The organism is Actinomadura chibensis NBRC 106107 (assembly GCF_001552135.1).
GTDB classification, from domain to species: domain Bacteria; phylum Actinomycetota; class Actinomycetes; order Streptosporangiales; family Streptosporangiaceae; genus Spirillospora; species Spirillospora chibensis.
This window is the reverse complement of record NZ_BCQP01000091.1, coordinates 21,296-35,384: the sequence shown is the minus strand read 5'-3', so window position 1 is coordinate 35,384 and position 14,089 is coordinate 21,296. Positions and strand designations below refer to the sequence as shown.

Below are 14,089 nucleotides of genomic sequence, written 5' to 3'. Positions count from 1 at the left end.
GGGCGGGGCGCCCGCCCGCCGGTCCGGCGGCGTCCCCGGCGGGTCGTCCGGCGTGCTGACGTGCACCTTCGGCCGCGCGGACGGCTCGCCCCAGGGGGTCAGCGGCACGCTCGGGCCGGTCGCCATCCCGAGGCCCAGCGCGCCGAGGAACACGACCAGCACCGCCCCGGCCGCGAGGCCGAGCCGGCGGCCGAACCGGGCGCGCCCGCCGGACGCGTCGACGAACACGGCGTCGGGCTCCGCCGCGACGGGGATCGTCGTCCCGGCGTCGTCCGGCCCTGGCGGTTCGGTGAGTGGCATGGTGAGCGGCCCGGTGACCGGCGGGACGCCGGTGACGAGCAGCTCGTCGCGGTCGTGCGGGACGTTCCCGATCATCGCCGTCCATCGTCTCGGTGCGGGAGGGGGCGCCCGCCCACGGGGCCGGCCGTGGGGGGTCACTGCTTCAGCGCGAACAGCCGGGTACATGTCACACCGCGACCGGAATCCCTGCACAATGGCCCGGATGGAACGGGCGGACGAGGAACAGCTCGGCCGTGCCCTGCGGGCCGCGCAGGACGGCGACGAGGAGTCCTTCCGCATGCTCTACCGCGACGTCCAGCCCCGGCTGGTGCGCTTCGCGGGCACGCTCGTCGGCGCGGACGCCGAGGACGTGACGTCGGAGGCGTGGCTGCAGATCGCCCGCGACCTGCCGTCCTTCCGCGGCGACCTGGACGGCTTCCGCGGCTGGACGGCGACGATCACCCGGCACCGCGCGCTGGACCACCTGCGCCGCCGGTCCCGGCGGCCCGGGTCCGACCTGCCGGTCGAGGAGCTGCTCACGATGGCCGCCGACGCCGACACCGAGGTCGACGCCCTCGACGGCATCGCCACCCGGGACGCGCTGAGCCTGATCGCCGAGCTGCCCCGCGACCAGGCCGAGGCCGTGATGCTCCGGGTCGTCGTCGGGCTGGACGCGAAGTCGGCGGGCAAGGTCCTCGGCAAGCGTCCCGGCGCCGTCCGGACCGCGTCGTACCGGGGGCTGCGGAGGCTCGCCGAACGGCTGTCCGCGCCCGGCGGGGACGAGCGGGCGGACGGAGCCGGAGACGGAGCCGGAGCCGGAGATGGAGCCGGTGGCGGGGCGGGGGACGCGGCCGAGGGGACAGCGCCCGGCAGCGTTCCCCTCGCCCAGAGTGACAAAACCGGCGGTACGGGCGCTGAAGGGGTGTCATGAGCGACCATCACCAGGCCGGGCACCCGGGCGGGCAGGCCGCACGTCTCGACCGGCGGACCGCGGAGCGGCTGCTGCGCCGCGCGGGCCGCCCGTCCCCCGGCGCCGCCCCGCCGGACCCGCCGGACCCGCTGGACGCGCTGCTCGCCGCCGCCGCCGCGCCCGCCCGGCCGGGCGAGCTGGCGGGCGAGGACGCCGCCGTCGCCGCGTTCCGGGCCGTCCCGCGCCCGGCCCGGCCGTCCCGCGCCGCCGCGCTGCGCCGACTGCTGACGATCAAGGTCGTGGCGATCGTCGGCGGCTCGCTCGTCCTCACCGGCGGCGCCGCCTACGCGACGATCACCGGGCGGCTCCCCGGGCACAGCCCCGCGCCGCCCGCGAGCCCGTCCGGCTACGACCGCGACGGCCACCGGTCCCCGCCCACCCGGTACACGCCGGGCCCGCCGCCCTCGTCCCGGCGGCCCGCCACCCCGACGCCCGCGCCGACGCCGTCGGTGACGGAGAAGCAGCACGGCAAGGCGAACGCGCCCGGGCAGCAGAAGCAGGACCAGAACCAGAAGACCAAGCCGCCGAGGAAGCCGCACCCGACGCCGTCGCGGGGCCCCGGCTACACCAAGAACCCGTCGAACGGGAACCCGGGCAACGGCATCGTCAAGGGCGAGGAGCCGTCCCAGCTCAGCCCCGGCAAGAGCAACGTCGTGATCGGCTAGCCGCGCCCTCCGCCGGACCCGGCGTGCCGGGTCCGGTCGGCCCAGCGTTCCGGGTCGGCCTCCAGCGCGGACCGGTCCCAGCGCGCCAGGTCGGCCGCCGCCTCGTAGGTGCCCTGCAGGAATTCGAGCAGCGCCCGGTCGGGGTCGGGGTCGGTCCGCACCGCCTCGTACGGCAGCAGGAACTGGCCGTTCTCCCGGCTGTAGAACGCGGCGGACGGCCCCACCGGGCGGTCGGCGAACCCGTCCGGCTCGGGGTAGGCGTAGGCGTAGAAGGCGCCCTCGTCGCCGCCGCCCGGCCAGAACCCGCAGCTGCTCAGCTCCTTGGAGTAGCCCTCCTCCATCACCCAGTCGCCGCAGTTCGGGGCGCCGCCGGGGTGGACGGGCGCCTCGCGTCCGGAGAACCGCGTGCAGGCGAGGTCCATCGCGCCCCAGAAGAAGTGCACCGGGCTGACCTTGCCGACGAACCGGGACCTGAACTCGCCCATCACCCGCGCCGCCTGGAGAAGCTGCCGCCAGAACAGGTGGGCGGCGGCCGGGTCGTAGGCGGCGTGCCGGTCGTCCTCGGCGAACGGGATCGCCGGGTCGACCTCGTTCGGCCGCGCCTGGATCGAGGTCTCGATCCCGAGTTCGGCGAGGGCGCGCATCGTCCGGTCGTAGAACTCCGAGACCGGCATCGGCGCCAGGTCGAACCCGCGGACCCCGCCGTCGCTCGCCCGAATCCCCAGCCGGTGCTCGACGAAGTCGAACTCGACGTCGAAGGCCCCCGCGCCGTACGGGACGGCCGACGTGGTCAGCCCGCGCGGGCTCACGTACAGCGTCACCTGCCACCAGTGGTTCACCAGCGGCGCGTGCACGAGCCTGACCTTGCCGACGATCTGCGTCCACATGTGCAGCGTGTCGCGGGTGTCGCGCCAGTCGTCCACGCGCAGCCGCGGCCAGCCGCTCCGCTCAGGTTCCATGCCCCCTCCTCACCCGGACCCATATCCGCTGGACGTGCCCGCCATGCGCGGACCGTCCGGGCGCGGGCCGCTAGAGCTCGACGAACCCGAGCGTCCCGGTGTCGGTCACCGAGCGGTAGTAGCAGGTCGGACGCGCCTCCCCGGACGGCAGCGTGGTGTGGCAGGCGCCGCCGGTCGTCCGGTTGACGAGGTACAGCAGCGAGTTCTGCTCGCAGTTCACGCGGACGTCGACCAGTTCGAGGACGTCCCCGGACGTCGCGCCCTTGCGCCACAGTTCGTTGCGGGACGTCGACCACAGCACGGCGATCCGCTCGTCGAGCGTCGCCTTGAGGGCCTGGTCGTTGGCGTAGCCGATGAACAGGACGTCGCCGCTCGCCGCGTCCTGCAGCACGACGGGGACGACCCGCGCCCCGGTCGCCGCGACGCCCGCGAGCTTGTCGAAGTCCAGAGTGAGCCGGGTGCCTTCTTCGAGTTCGTTCACCCTCACATCCTGCCCGCCCGCGGCACAGGACGCCGCACCGGGGACACGCCGCCGCGCCGGTCAGCGGGCCCGGCGGCGCCATTCCGAGGGGCTGAGGCCGCGGGCGCGCTTGAACGCGACGCTGAACGCGAACGGGTCCGCGTAGCCGACCCGGCGGGCGACGGCGGCGACGGTCGCGTCGGTGTCGCGGAGCAGGTCGGCGCCGAGGCTCATCCGCCAGCCGGTCAGGTAGGTGAGCGGCGGCTCGCCGACCAGGCCGGTGAAGCGCGCCGCGAACCCGGCGCGCGACATCCCGGCCTCGGCCGCGAGCGCGGCGACCGTCCAGCGCCGGGCGGGGTCGTCGTGCAGGACGCGCAGCGCGCCGCCGATCGCGGGGTCGGCGAGCGCCCGGTACCAGGCGGGCGCGTGCTCCGGCCGGGCGCACCAGGCCCGCAGCGCCAGCACGAGGACGAGGTCGAGCAGCCGCCCGAGGACGGCGTCCTGCCCCGGCTCGTCGCGCGCGGTCTCGGCGGCGAGCATGTCCAGCGCGGCGCGGGTGCGGGGACCGGCGGGCACGACGGCGAGCGGCGGCAGCATGGCGAGCAGCCGTCCGGCGGCGTCGCCGCGCAGGTCGTAGACGCCGCGGAGCATGACCGTCGCGCCGGGCAGCCCGTCGCCGTAGGTGCGGGGCCCGATGGGCAGCTCGCAGGCCGTCGGGTCGCCGCCGAGGCGGCGCTTGCCGTCCGCGTCCACCAGCGTCAGCGGCGGGGTGGCCGGGTCGTCGCCGATCGTGTAGCCGCTCGTCCCGCCGACCAGCGCGATGTCGCCCGCCGCGAGCCGGACCGGCGCGGCGCCGGGCTCGTGCGAGCGGAGCCAGGCCCGGCCGCCGAGCGTCGCGGTGACCGTCAGCGGCGGGGCGTCCGTGAACGCCATCGCCCACGGCGGACTCTGGATGAGCTGCTTGACCAGCGCGTTCCCGGCCCGCGCGCGGTGCAGCAGGTCGGTGAGGACGTCCACCCGTCCCACGCTAGACGATCACATGTGCTTTTCGAGCGGGCCGGTCAGGGCAGCAGTGCCAGCTTGCCGACCGTGGAACGGGCCTCCAGCTCCGCGAGCACCTTGGGGCCTTCCGCCAGCCCGTAGGCGGTGGGCTCGCCGGGACCGAGGACGCCGCTCCCGATGAGTCCGAACAGCTCGCCCATGAGCTCGCCGAAGACCTGCGGCGCGGCCTGGATCAGGACGCCGATGTTCAGGCCGATGATCTGGACCTGGTGCCGGTAGACGAGGTCCCAGTTGCTGATCGCGGCTTCGCCGCCCGCGAGGCCGTAGACGACGACCCGGCCGGTGACGCGCCTGGTCGCCGCGAGGCTGGCGGCGAGCGTGGCGCCGCCGACGGACTCCAGCGTGAGGTCGGCGCCCGCGCCGCCGGTCAGCGCGAGGACGTCGGCCGCGATGTCGGCGCCGCGCGAGTCGATGACGTGGTCGGCGCCCAGGGCCCGGACGACCTCGTGCTTGTCCGGCGAGGCGGTGGCGATCACCGTCGCGCCGTAGTGCTTGGCCATCTTCACCGCCGCCTGGCCCGTCCCGCCGGCGGCGGCGTGGATCAGGACCGTCCGCCCCTCGGCGACGCCGCCCAGCGGCCTGAGCGCGGCGAGCGCGGTCGGCCAGTTCACGACCAGGCCGAGCGCCTGCTCGTCGGACCAGCCCGGCGGCACCGGGACCGCGCCCGCCGCGGACAGCACCATGTACTCGGCGAACGCGCCGCCCTGGACGCCGACGCCGACGACGTGGGCGCCGGGCTCCAGGCCGGTCACCCCATCCCCGAGGGCGACGATCTCACCCGTGCCCTCGATGCCCGCGATATAGGGCGGCCGGGGACCGTTCGCGAACGTGCCCCGGGACTGCGAGACGTCGACGAAGTTGACCCCGGCGGCGGTGACGCGGACCAGGACCTCGCCCGGACCCGGGCGCGGCACCGGCGCGTCGGTGACCAGGCGCAGGTCCCGCGGGCCGTCGAGGGACGTCTGCCGCAGGGCGCGCATGGTGGAGGGGATGCTCATGGGGACCGGCTCTCATTTGTTTGTCGAACGATCAAAAAAACGTAACAGGACGCTCCCGCGCAGGTCAAGGTAAAATTGAACGAACGACAAACAAGTCTCGGAGGGACGCCGGATGGCCGCTCGCGGCAGGCCGCGCACATTCGACCCGGACACCGCCCTGCGCCGGGCGCTGGAGGTGTTCTGGGAACACGGCTACGAGGGCACCTCGCTCACCGACCTGTCCCGGGCCATGGGGATCGCCTCGGCCAGCATCTACGCCTGCTTCGGCAGCAAGCAGGAGCTGTTCCGCAAGGTCATGCTGCTCTACGGCACGACCTCGGGCGGGCCGCCGAAGAGGGCGCTGAGCGAGCATCCGGCCACGCGCGCCGCGATCCACGCCATGCTCCGCGCCACCGCCGACCAGATCACCCGCTCCGACGCGCCGCACTACTGCATGCTCATCCTCGCCGCGCCCACCGGCGCCGTGGAGAACCGCGACGTCCGGGAGTTCCTGGCCGACATCCGGCGCGGCCAGCTCGCAGCCGTCAGGGACCGCCTCGCGCAGGGCGTCCGCGACGGCGACCTCGACCTGCCGCCCGCCCGCCTCGACGCCGTCGCCCGCTACTACACCACCGTGGTCCAGGGCATGTCCGTGCAGGCCCGCGACGGCGCCACCCGCGACGAACTGGAGGAGGTCGTCTCCTGCGCGATGGCCGCCTGGGACGCCCTCACCGCCGCGCCCCCGCAACCGGTGGCCTAGCCCTCGCTGGACGATCGCGCTGGACGATCGCAAATGCCTTCGCGACGATCACCCATGTATCGTCCAGCCGTTCGGGAGTTCGCTGGACGGCATGACCACCTATCTCGTCCTCGGCGGCACCGGCAAGACCGGCCGCCGCGTCGCCGACCGCCTCCGCGCGGCCGGCCGGACCGTGCGCACCGCGTCCCGGACCTCCGGCGACGTCCCCTTCGACCTCGCCGACCCCGGCACCTGGGCCGCCGCGCTGGACGGCGTCGCGGCCGTCTACGTCGTGGAACCGAACCCCTATCCGGGCGGGGACCCGGACGCGCGCGGGCGCGTCCCGAGGTTCGTCGCGGCCGCGGGCGCGGCGGGCGTCCGGCGGCTCGTGATGCTGTCCGCGCCCGGCGGGAGCGAGCCGGGCACCCCGCTCTGGGACGCCGAGCGGGCGGTGCGCGACTCCGGCGCCGACTGGACGATCCTCCGTCCCACCTGGTTCTCGCAGAACTTCAGCGAGGCGTTCTTCCTGCGGGGGGTGCTCAGCGGGAGGTTGTCACTGCCGACCGGCGACGGGCGCACCCCGTTCGTCGACGCGGTGGACATCGCGGACGTCGCCGTGTCCGCGCTGACCGGCGCCGACCGGCACGCCGGGCAGGTCTACGACCTCACCGGACCGCGCGCGATCGGCTTCGGCGAGGCCGCCGACCTCATCGGCCGCGCCACCGGGCGCGACGTCCGGTACGCCGACGTCACGCCGGAGGCGTTCGTGGAGGAGCAGGTCGCGGCGGGTCTCCCGGCGCACGCGGCGCGACTGCTCGCGGGTCTGCTCACGATCGTCCGGGACGGCGGCGCGGCCGCCGTCGCGGACGGCGTCGAGAAGGCGCTCGGACGTCCGCCCCGAAGGTTCGAGGACTACGTCGCCGAGACCGCGGCGGCGGGCGCCTGGAGCTAGGCGCGCCGGAAGCTAGGCGCGGTCGGCGGCGCGGCGCGCGAGGATCTCGGCGGTGGCCTCGTCGGCGGGCAGGAACGCTTCGAGGTGCAGCTCGGACACCGTGACATCCACGGCGGTCGCGAACGACGTGAGCGTCGTGATGAGGCGCAGCTCGCCGTCCCGCGTCCGGAGCCGGAGCGGGACGGCGAACCCGAGGTGGTCGGCGCGCGGCTCCACCGGCGGGAGGTAGCCGTCGAGTTCGGCGACGAACTCCTCCAGGACGGGCGACGGGCTCCGCAGCACCAGGTCGCGCAGGTTGGACGTGACGCGCCGTCCCCACTCGGCCAGGTTCGCCACCCGCGGGGCCATGCCGTCCGGGTGGAGGGCGAGGCGCAGCACGTTGACCGGCGGTTCCAGCAGCGCGGGCGCGGCGCCCTCGGCGAGGACGTCGAACGCCGCGTTCGCCGACACCATCTCCCCGTACGCCCGGACGACGACCGCCGGGTACGGCAGGTGCCCGTCGAGGATGCGGTCCAGCGCCTCGCGCACCGGGCCGAGCTCGGGGGCGTCCAGCCCGGACTCGGAGTAGACCGGGGCGTATCCGGCGGTGAGCAGCAGGTCGTTCCGCTCCCGCAGCGACAGGTGTCCGATCCGCCGCAGGAGATGCGCGAGGCGGCGAGGGCGCTCGCCTTTCCCGCGCCGCCGCTTGAGGTGCGCGGCCACCCCGCCCTGATCGCTCGGGTGACCAGGGCGTACGAGATGTTCGTCAAGCCGGGGGAGCACGCCTTCGTCTCGGGCGCGGAGCCGTACGAGCCGATGCCGGGCCTGGTCTGCCTCCGCTGGAAGATGCGCACGACCGGGACCGGAGCGGACGTCGGCGGGGGCTTCGACGTCATCTCCCTGGACGCCGACGGCCGTATCCGCGCCGACCACCAGTTCATCGAGATGGGCTGATCGCGGCTTGACTCTGACGCGCGGGTCAGGGGTTAGCGTCGCGGGGCCGTCGTGGAACCGACCTGGGAGAGTGCCGATGCCCGATACCTCGCGTGAAGTCCGGCTCGCCGTCCGGCCGGACGGCCTGCCGGAGCCGGAGCACTTCACCGTCGTCCAGGTGCCGGTACCGGTGCCGGGGGACGGCGAGGTGCTCGTCCGGAACCGCTTCTTCCACGTCTTCCCCGCCCTGCGGACGGTCATCGCCGGGAGCGTGAAGGGCGCGCCGTTCCCGCCGCTGAACCCCGGCGACGCGCTGTTCGGGAAGGCGGTCGGCGAAGTCGTGTCCGCGCCGGACGGCAGCGGGCTGCGGGCGGGGGACCTCGTCCAGCACTGGCAGGGCTGGCGCGAGTACGCGGCCGTCCCCGCCGACCAGTGCGCGCCGCTGGACGGCGGGCTCCCCGACCCGGCGGCCCACCTCGGCCAGGGCGCGATCGCGTACGCGGCGCTGGTCCGGGACGCGCGGCCGCGCCCCGGCGAGACCGTGTTCGTGTCCGGCGGCGCGGGCGGCGTCGGCTCGGTCGCGGGCCAGGTCGCCCGGTTGCTCGGCGCGGGCCGGGTCGTCGGCAGCACCGGCTCGCCGGAGAAGGCGAAGCGGATGGTCGCCGAACTGGGCTACGACGCCGCCGTGCTGCGCGGGGACGGGTCCTTCGAGGCGCGGCTCGCGGAGGCCGCGCCGGACGGCGTCGACGTGGTCGTGGACAACGTCGGCGGCGAGCAGCTCCGCGCCGCGGTCTCGGTGGCCCGGCCGAGGGCGCGGATCGTCCTGGTCGGGGCGCTGGCGGGGCAGCTCGCGGCGGACCGTCCCGGCACCACGTCCCCGGTCGAGCTGGACACGTTCGAGCTGATCGTCAAGCGGGTCGAGCTGCGCGGCTTCGGCGGCGCGGACCCGGCGCTGGACGCCGAGTGGGCCCGCCGCCTCGGCGGCTGGCTGCGCTCCGGCGAGATCGTCCTGCCCGAGGTCCGGTTCGCGGGCATCGAGAGCGCCCCGCGCGCGTTGCACGAAGCGATCGCAGGACGGCACCTGGGGACCGTCATCGTGGAGCTGTAGCGGCGGCGGTCCCCGGCGGACGACACCGGAGGACTGATGCGGATCAGCGACGCCGCCGCGGCGGCCGGGACCACCCCGCGCGCACTGCGCTTCTACGAGCAGCGCGGACTGCTGCCGCCGCCGGACCGCACGGCGGGCGGGCAGCGCCGCTACGGCCCGGCCGAGGTGCGCCGCGTCCGGACCATCCGCGTGCTCCTGTCGATGGGCCTGACCGTCGAGGACCTCCGCGTCTGCGCCGACATGCTCCACCTGCTGGACGAGAACGGCGGCGCCCCGCCCTCGCCCACGGCCTGCGGGCGCGGCTCCGGCGTCGCCCGGCGGCGGCTGGACGCGCTCGACGCCGAGATCGCCCGGCTCACCGGGCAGCGCGAACGGCTCGCCGCCCGGGTCGGGCTGGTCCCGCAGGACTGAGGTCCCGCCGGACACGAACGGCGGGGCTCCCGACCTTCCGGGAGCCCCGCCCGAATGCTCCGTTCGGTTGGGCTGTTATTTGAGGGTGAGGCCCTGGGACTGGAGCGCCTCGTCCACGGGCTGGAAATAGGACTGGTAGTTGGCCGTGCAGCCGCCCGTCCGCCCGCCGGACGTGATGCCGACGGCGGTGCTCCCGCTCTGCAGCGAGCCGCCGCTGTCGCCCGGCTGCGTGCACGCGGTCGTCTCGATCAGGCCGCTGACCGTGCCCTCCTGGTAGTTGACCGTGCGGTCGTAGCCGACGATCCGGCCGGAGGTGGTGCCGGTGGTCGAGCCCTTCTTGATGACCTGCGACCCGGCGGGCGGCCTGCCGACCTCGGTCAGGTTGGCGTTGGACACCTGCAGCGACCCGTTCGTGACGCGGATCGTCCCGTAGTCGTTGCCCGGGAAACTGCTCGCCTGCGTGGTGCCGATCTGCTCGCCGCCGGACGTCGACCACGTCGTCCCGATGCGGGTGCAGTGCCCGGCCGTCACGACGTAGTCGGCGCCGCCGCCCGTGCCGATCACCGACACCGAGCAGCGCGAGCCGCCGGTCGTGATCGCGTCGCCGGGCCCGAGCATCGGCCGCGCCGCGCCGGGCACGCGCCTGATCCGGACCGTGTCGCCCAGCGCGCGGGCACGTCTGACCAGCGCGTTCGTCGCCGCGTCCCGGTCGTTCGCCGGGACGCTGACCACGACGGCGTTGGCGACCACGTCCACGCCCCAGGCCAGGCCGACCGCTCCGGGGCTGCCCGCGAACCGGTCGAGCGCGCTCTTGGACGCGTCGAGCCGCGCGATGCCGTGCGCGACGACGCGGGGCGTCGCACCGGCGGCGGTCACCCGCCGCGCGGCGGCGGGGGTCGTGACGTTGACGACCAGGCGGCCGTCCCGGTCGACGTAGGCGCCCGCGGCCTCGGCGCCGAGCCGTCCGGTGAGCCGGTCGGCGAACGCGCCGAGCGGCTGCCCGGCCGGGGGGACGGGCCGCGCGGCGGCGGCCGCCGGAACGGTCCCGAACGCGGGAAGCGCGGCCACGGCCGCGACGCCCAGCAGCGGGACCACGCGTTTGAGGTGCACACCTCGGTTCACTTGTCGCCACCTTTCGCCGCCGACCGGCTGGGACCGGCGGCTTCCTCGGGGGTTTGGCGGGGGGACACGCGCCTGGTGGTGGAGGCGCCGTGCGTGGCGACACCGTACGTCGGGCACCTGTCAGTAACCAGGTTTCAACCCCAACAGAAATTCAGACGGCCCGTTGACGCGGACGGCCCGGCCCGCCGGACGGCGCGTCGCCGATACGGGGTGTTCACCTGTGTAAGAAATGCTGTTCTCCTGATGCGGCGGGGGCGGGAGGGCGGTGGCGATGGACGTGCTGCGGCGGCGGCTCGGGGTTTCCGATGCCGTGCTGATCGGGCTCGGGTCGATGATCGGGGCCGGGGTGTTCGCGGCGTTCGCGCCGGCCGCGCGGGCGGCCGGGTCCGGGCTGCTCGTCGGCCTCGGGGCGGCCGCCGTCGTCGCCTACTGCAACGCGACGTCGTCCGCGCGGCTCGCCGCCCGGTACCCCGCGTCCGGCGGTACCTATGTCTACGGCCGGGAACGGCTGGGCCCGTTCTGGGGCTACCTCGCCGGATGGGCGTTCGTGGTCGGCAAGACCGCGTCGTGCGCGGCGATGGCGCTGACCGTCGGGTCGTACGCGTGGCCGGGACATCCGCATGTCGTCGCGGTCGCCGCGGTGGTGCTGCTGACCGGCGTGAACTACCTGGGCGTGGAGAAGTCGGCCTGGCTGACGCGGGTGATCGTCGCGGTCGTGCTGGCCGCGCTCGCCGCCGTGGTGGTCGCCTGCCTCACCTCGTCCGCCGCCGCCGCCGGACGCCTGGACGTCGGCTCGGACACCTCGCCCGGCGGCGTCCTCGAAGCGGCGGGCCTGCTGTTCTTCGCCTTCGCCGGCTACGCGCGCATCGCGACGCTCGGCGAGGAGGTGCGCGACCCGGCCCGGACGATCCCGCGCGCCATCCCGATCGCCCTCGGCATCACGCTGGCCGTGTACGCCGCCGTGGCGGTCGCGGTGCTGTCCGTGCTGGGACCCGGACGGCTGGCCGCCGCGGGGGCGCCGCTCGCCGACGCCGTCGACGCGGCCGGGCTGGCGTCCCTCGTGCCCGCCGTCCGCGCCGCCGCCGCGGTCGCCGCGCTCGGCTCGCTGCTCGCGCTGATCCTCGGCGTCTCCCGCACCACGCTCGCCATGGCCCGCGACCGGCACCTGCCGGGGGCGCTCGCGGCGGTCCATCGGCGGCGCCGGGTGCCGCACCGCGCGGAACTCGCGGTCGGCCTGGTCGTGGCCGTCCTCGCGGCGACGGCCGACCTGCGCGGCGCGATCGGCTTCTCGTCGTTCGGCGTGCTGGCCTACTACGCGATCGCGAACGCGTCCGCCTGGACGCTGCGCCGCGACGAGGGCCGTCCGCCCCGCGCGGTCCCGGTCGCGGGCGCGGCGGGCTGCCTCGTCCTGGCGTTCGCGCTCCCCCCGGCCTCCGTGCTGACCGGCGCGGCCGTGCTCGCCGCGGGCGCCGTCCTCTACCTCGTCCGCCGGCGGTCCGCGTGAGGACGCGGGAAGCGAAACGCCGGGCGGGCCCTTGACGGACCCGCCCGGCGTCACGGTCGTTCGGCCGCTCAGCGCGTCCCGAGCAGGATGGACGTCGGAACCCGAACCGCCACCGGGGGCAGCTTCGGACCGCGCGCGGCGGTGCCCGCCCGGGCGGCCATCGCGCTCGCGTCCGCCGGTCCCCTGGTCGCGACGGCCGGACCGCCGTCGCCCTCGAACGGCTGGACGTCGCCGACGCACACCTTGCCCGCGGGCGGCAGCGTCCCGCTGACGAGGTAGCCCTCGACCGCGTTGGTCACGCACGCCGACGTGCCGTAGGCGGTGTGCCCCCAGCTGTCGCTGGTCAGCAACCGGCTGTTCGGCAGCAGCTTGCTGGACGAGACGGCGTCGTCGTAGTTCGTGGCGGGGTCGTAGTAGTCCCCGACGAACAGGACGGGCGCGTTCGTCTTCCGGTTGAACGGCCCGGTGTAGGCGTCCTCGTCGCGGACCTTCCACGCCTCACCGGCGCACTGGACGCTGCCCCAGCCCCACGCGCGCCCGAAGTAGGGCGCCCGCTTGTCGGACGCCGCCACGGCCGCGGGCCAGCTCCCCGCCTTCTTCGGGTGCAGGCCGTCGGTGCAGACGACGCTGCTGAACGCGTCGAGCCCGTTGTCGTAGGGGAAGTCCTTGGCCGTGACCTTCTCGGCGTCCTTCTTCTGCCGCGCGACCTCGGCCCGGCGCCGCGCGATGGTCGCCGCGAGCGCCTTGCGCGCCTTGGCGGCCTGTGCCGCCGTCGACGTGGACGACGTCGCCTTCCACAGGTCGGTCGCCATGGCGTCGATGAACAGGTAGCCGCTCGGGTCGTACAGGTTGCCGAGCGTCGCGCCGACGAAGTCGGCGTAGGTGACCTTCTCCCCCTCGATGTCGGCGGGCTTCGCCTTCAACCGCTGGGCGAGGACGTCGAAGTTCTTGGCCGGGTCCCCGAACTCGGCGAACTGGCACTTGGCCTTGCCCGCCTTGGCGCAGCGGACGAGGATCTCCTTCAGCGCCTTGTACGCGCCGTCGGCGGAGCGGAGCCGGTCGTCCAGGATCTGGCCGGACGTCTTCTTCGTCCCCGTCCAGGAGACGGGGTTGAGGACGCCGTCCACGACCACGGCGCGCAGCCGGTCCGGGAACATGTTCGCGTAGTACTGGCCGAGCGCCGTGCCGTAGCTGAAGCCGAGGTAGGTCAGCTTCTTGTCGCCGACGGAGCGGCGCAGGACGTCCATGTCGCGCGCCGCCTCGGCGGTGGACATCGCGCCCGCCAGCTTCTTCCCGGTCGTCGAGCAGCCCTTGGCGAGCGCCGTCGCCGACTTGATGTAGGCGGCCTCCTGCTTCGCGCCCACCGGGAACGCGACGTTCAGGCCGTCCAGCGCGAGCGTCTGGTCCTTCGTGGACTTGAAGCAGGCCACGTTGGAGCTGAACCCGATGCCGCGCGGGTCGAACCCGACGACGTCGAACCGGTCGAGGACGTCCGCGCCGAGGAACTGGCCCGCCTGGTAGGCGAGGGCGGTGCCCTGCCCGCCGGGCCCGCCCGGGTTGACGAACAGGCTGCCGACCCTCTTCTTGGCGTTCCGCGCCTTCACTCTCAGGACGGCTATCTCGGTGGTCGCGCCCTTCGGGTCGTCATAGTCCAGAGGCAGCCGGACGGTCGCGCATTCCGCGATCTCGTAGCACTTGTACCAGGCGAGCTTCGGGGTGGGCACACTGTCGACGCGCTTCTTCTCGACCGGGCTCGTCACGTCGCCGGCCCGGGCGCCCGGGCTGGCGAGGGCGGTGACGGCTAAGGCGGGCACGAGCGCCGCACCCGCGATTCCGGCCGCGAGGATCCTGTGTCTGAGGCGCATACGGTTCCCTTCGTGGGGATCGGTGCCTTATCCGCGAAAGGCGCGGATTGGACCACCGATTCTTGTTCGCCCCACCGGCCCCCGTGATCCACCACCGGACCGGA

Annotated in this window: 16 protein-coding genes; 8 read left to right on the top strand and 8 right to left on the bottom strand. The window is 74.9% G+C overall.

Translation table 11 applies throughout. From position 1 onward, the window contains the following. A partial coding sequence (locus ACH01S_RS40090; RefSeq protein WP_218010563.1) for a hypothetical protein occupies window positions 1–375 on the bottom strand: 375 nt, incomplete at its 3' end. A 127-nt stretch (window positions 376–502) separates the two neighbouring features. On the opposite strand from ACH01S_RS40090, the gene ACH01S_RS40085 reads away from it, so the two are divergent. Then, window positions 503–1,210: an RNA polymerase sigma factor gene (locus ACH01S_RS40085; RefSeq protein ID WP_067905276.1), complete on the top strand. Its 708-nt coding sequence runs from the start codon at window positions 503–505 to the stop codon at window positions 1,208–1,210. Then, complete coding sequence (locus ACH01S_RS40080) at window positions 1,207–1,914, top strand: hypothetical protein (protein WP_067905272.1); 708 nt, start codon at window positions 1,207–1,209, stop codon at window positions 1,912–1,914. Before ACH01S_RS40085 ends, ACH01S_RS40080 begins: the two co-directional genes overlap by 4 nt. Here the strand turns inward: ACH01S_RS40080 and ACH01S_RS40075 are convergent. The 4 genes from ACH01S_RS40075 to ACH01S_RS40060 all read right to left on the bottom strand — a co-directional run bounded on the left by ACH01S_RS40075 (window position 1,911) and on the right by ACH01S_RS40060 (window position 5,393). Then, window positions 1,911–2,873: a DUF5996 family protein gene (locus ACH01S_RS40075; protein ID WP_067905269.1), complete on the bottom strand. Its 963-nt coding sequence runs from the start codon at window positions 2,871–2,873 to the stop codon at window positions 1,911–1,913. The genes ACH01S_RS40080 and ACH01S_RS40075 overlap by 4 nt on opposite strands. A gap of 70 nt (window positions 2,874–2,943) precedes the next feature. Next, the gene (locus ACH01S_RS40070) at window positions 2,944–3,354 is read right to left on the bottom strand and encodes a phosphoribosyl-AMP cyclohydrolase (protein ID WP_218010562.1); all 411 of its coding nucleotides are present in this window, start codon (window positions 3,352–3,354) and stop codon (window positions 2,944–2,946) included. Between the two features lie 60 nt (window positions 3,355–3,414). Then, window positions 3,415–4,350 carry an AraC family transcriptional regulator gene (locus ACH01S_RS40065; RefSeq protein WP_067905266.1) on the bottom strand — a complete coding sequence of 312 codons (936 nt, stop codon included), beginning with the start codon at window positions 4,348–4,350 and terminating at the stop codon, window positions 3,415–3,417. A gap of 44 nt (window positions 4,351–4,394) precedes the next feature. Continuing rightward, window positions 4,395–5,393 carry a zinc-binding dehydrogenase gene (locus tag ACH01S_RS40060; protein ID WP_067905264.1) on the bottom strand — a complete coding sequence of 333 codons (999 nt, stop codon included), beginning with the start codon at window positions 5,391–5,393 and terminating at the stop codon, window positions 4,395–4,397. A 112-nt stretch (window positions 5,394–5,505) separates the two neighbouring features. Here ACH01S_RS40060 and ACH01S_RS40055 point away from each other — a divergent pair, with 112 nt between their 5' ends. Beyond that, the gene (locus ACH01S_RS40055; RefSeq protein ID WP_067905261.1) at window positions 5,506–6,132 is read left to right on the top strand and encodes a TetR/AcrR family transcriptional regulator; all 627 of its coding nucleotides are present in this window, start codon (window positions 5,506–5,508) and stop codon (window positions 6,130–6,132) included. Window positions 6,133–6,223: 91 nt separating this feature from the next. Continuing rightward, a complete protein-coding gene (locus ACH01S_RS40050) occupies window positions 6,224–7,063 on the top strand; it encodes an NAD(P)H-binding protein (RefSeq protein WP_067905257.1) in 840 nt (279 codons plus the stop codon). A gap of 12 nt (window positions 7,064–7,075) precedes the next feature. Here the strand turns inward: ACH01S_RS40050 and ACH01S_RS40045 are convergent, their stop codons facing one another. Beyond that, a complete protein-coding gene (locus tag ACH01S_RS40045; RefSeq protein ID WP_246236511.1) occupies window positions 7,076–7,765 on the bottom strand; it encodes an MmyB family transcriptional regulator in 690 nt (229 codons plus the stop codon). Between the two features lie 18 nt (window positions 7,766–7,783). Here ACH01S_RS40045 and ACH01S_RS40040 point away from each other — a divergent pair, with 18 nt between their 5' ends. The 3 genes from ACH01S_RS40040 to ACH01S_RS40030 all read left to right on the top strand — a co-directional run bounded on the left by ACH01S_RS40040 (window position 7,784) and on the right by ACH01S_RS40030 (window position 9,494). Next, window positions 7,784–7,996: a TerD family protein gene (locus ACH01S_RS40040; protein WP_148344179.1), complete on the top strand. Its 213-nt coding sequence runs from the start codon at window positions 7,784–7,786 to the stop codon at window positions 7,994–7,996. Window positions 7,997–8,072: 76 nt separating this feature from the next. Next, window positions 8,073–9,083 (top strand): MDR family NADP-dependent oxidoreductase, encoded by a 1,011-nt coding sequence (locus ACH01S_RS40035; protein ID WP_067905252.1) that lies wholly within the window; start codon window positions 8,073–8,075, stop codon window positions 9,081–9,083. 36 nt (window positions 9,084–9,119) lie between these two features. Further along, window positions 9,120–9,494, top strand: a complete 375-nt coding sequence (locus ACH01S_RS40030; protein ID WP_067905249.1) for a MerR family transcriptional regulator — start codon at window positions 9,120–9,122, stop codon at window positions 9,492–9,494. Window positions 9,495–9,569: 75 nt separating this feature from the next. Here the strand turns inward: ACH01S_RS40030 and ACH01S_RS40025 are convergent, their stop codons facing one another. Continuing rightward, window positions 9,570–10,616 (bottom strand): S1 family peptidase, encoded by a 1,047-nt coding sequence (locus ACH01S_RS40025; protein ID WP_067905246.1) that lies wholly within the window; start codon window positions 10,614–10,616, stop codon window positions 9,570–9,572. Window positions 10,617–10,887: 271 nt separating this feature from the next. Between ACH01S_RS40025 and ACH01S_RS40020 the strand changes: the two genes are divergently transcribed. Further along, a complete protein-coding gene (locus tag ACH01S_RS40020) occupies window positions 10,888–12,120 on the top strand; it encodes an APC family permease (RefSeq protein ID WP_067905243.1) in 1,233 nt (410 codons plus the stop codon). Between the two features lie 68 nt (window positions 12,121–12,188). On the opposite strand, the gene ACH01S_RS40015 is transcribed toward ACH01S_RS40020, so the two are convergent. Continuing rightward, window positions 12,189–13,985 carry an alpha/beta hydrolase gene (locus tag ACH01S_RS40015; RefSeq protein ID WP_067905240.1) on the bottom strand — a complete coding sequence of 599 codons (1,797 nt, stop codon included), beginning with the start codon at window positions 13,983–13,985 and terminating at the stop codon, window positions 12,189–12,191. Window positions 13,986–14,089 lie beyond the last annotated feature (104 nt).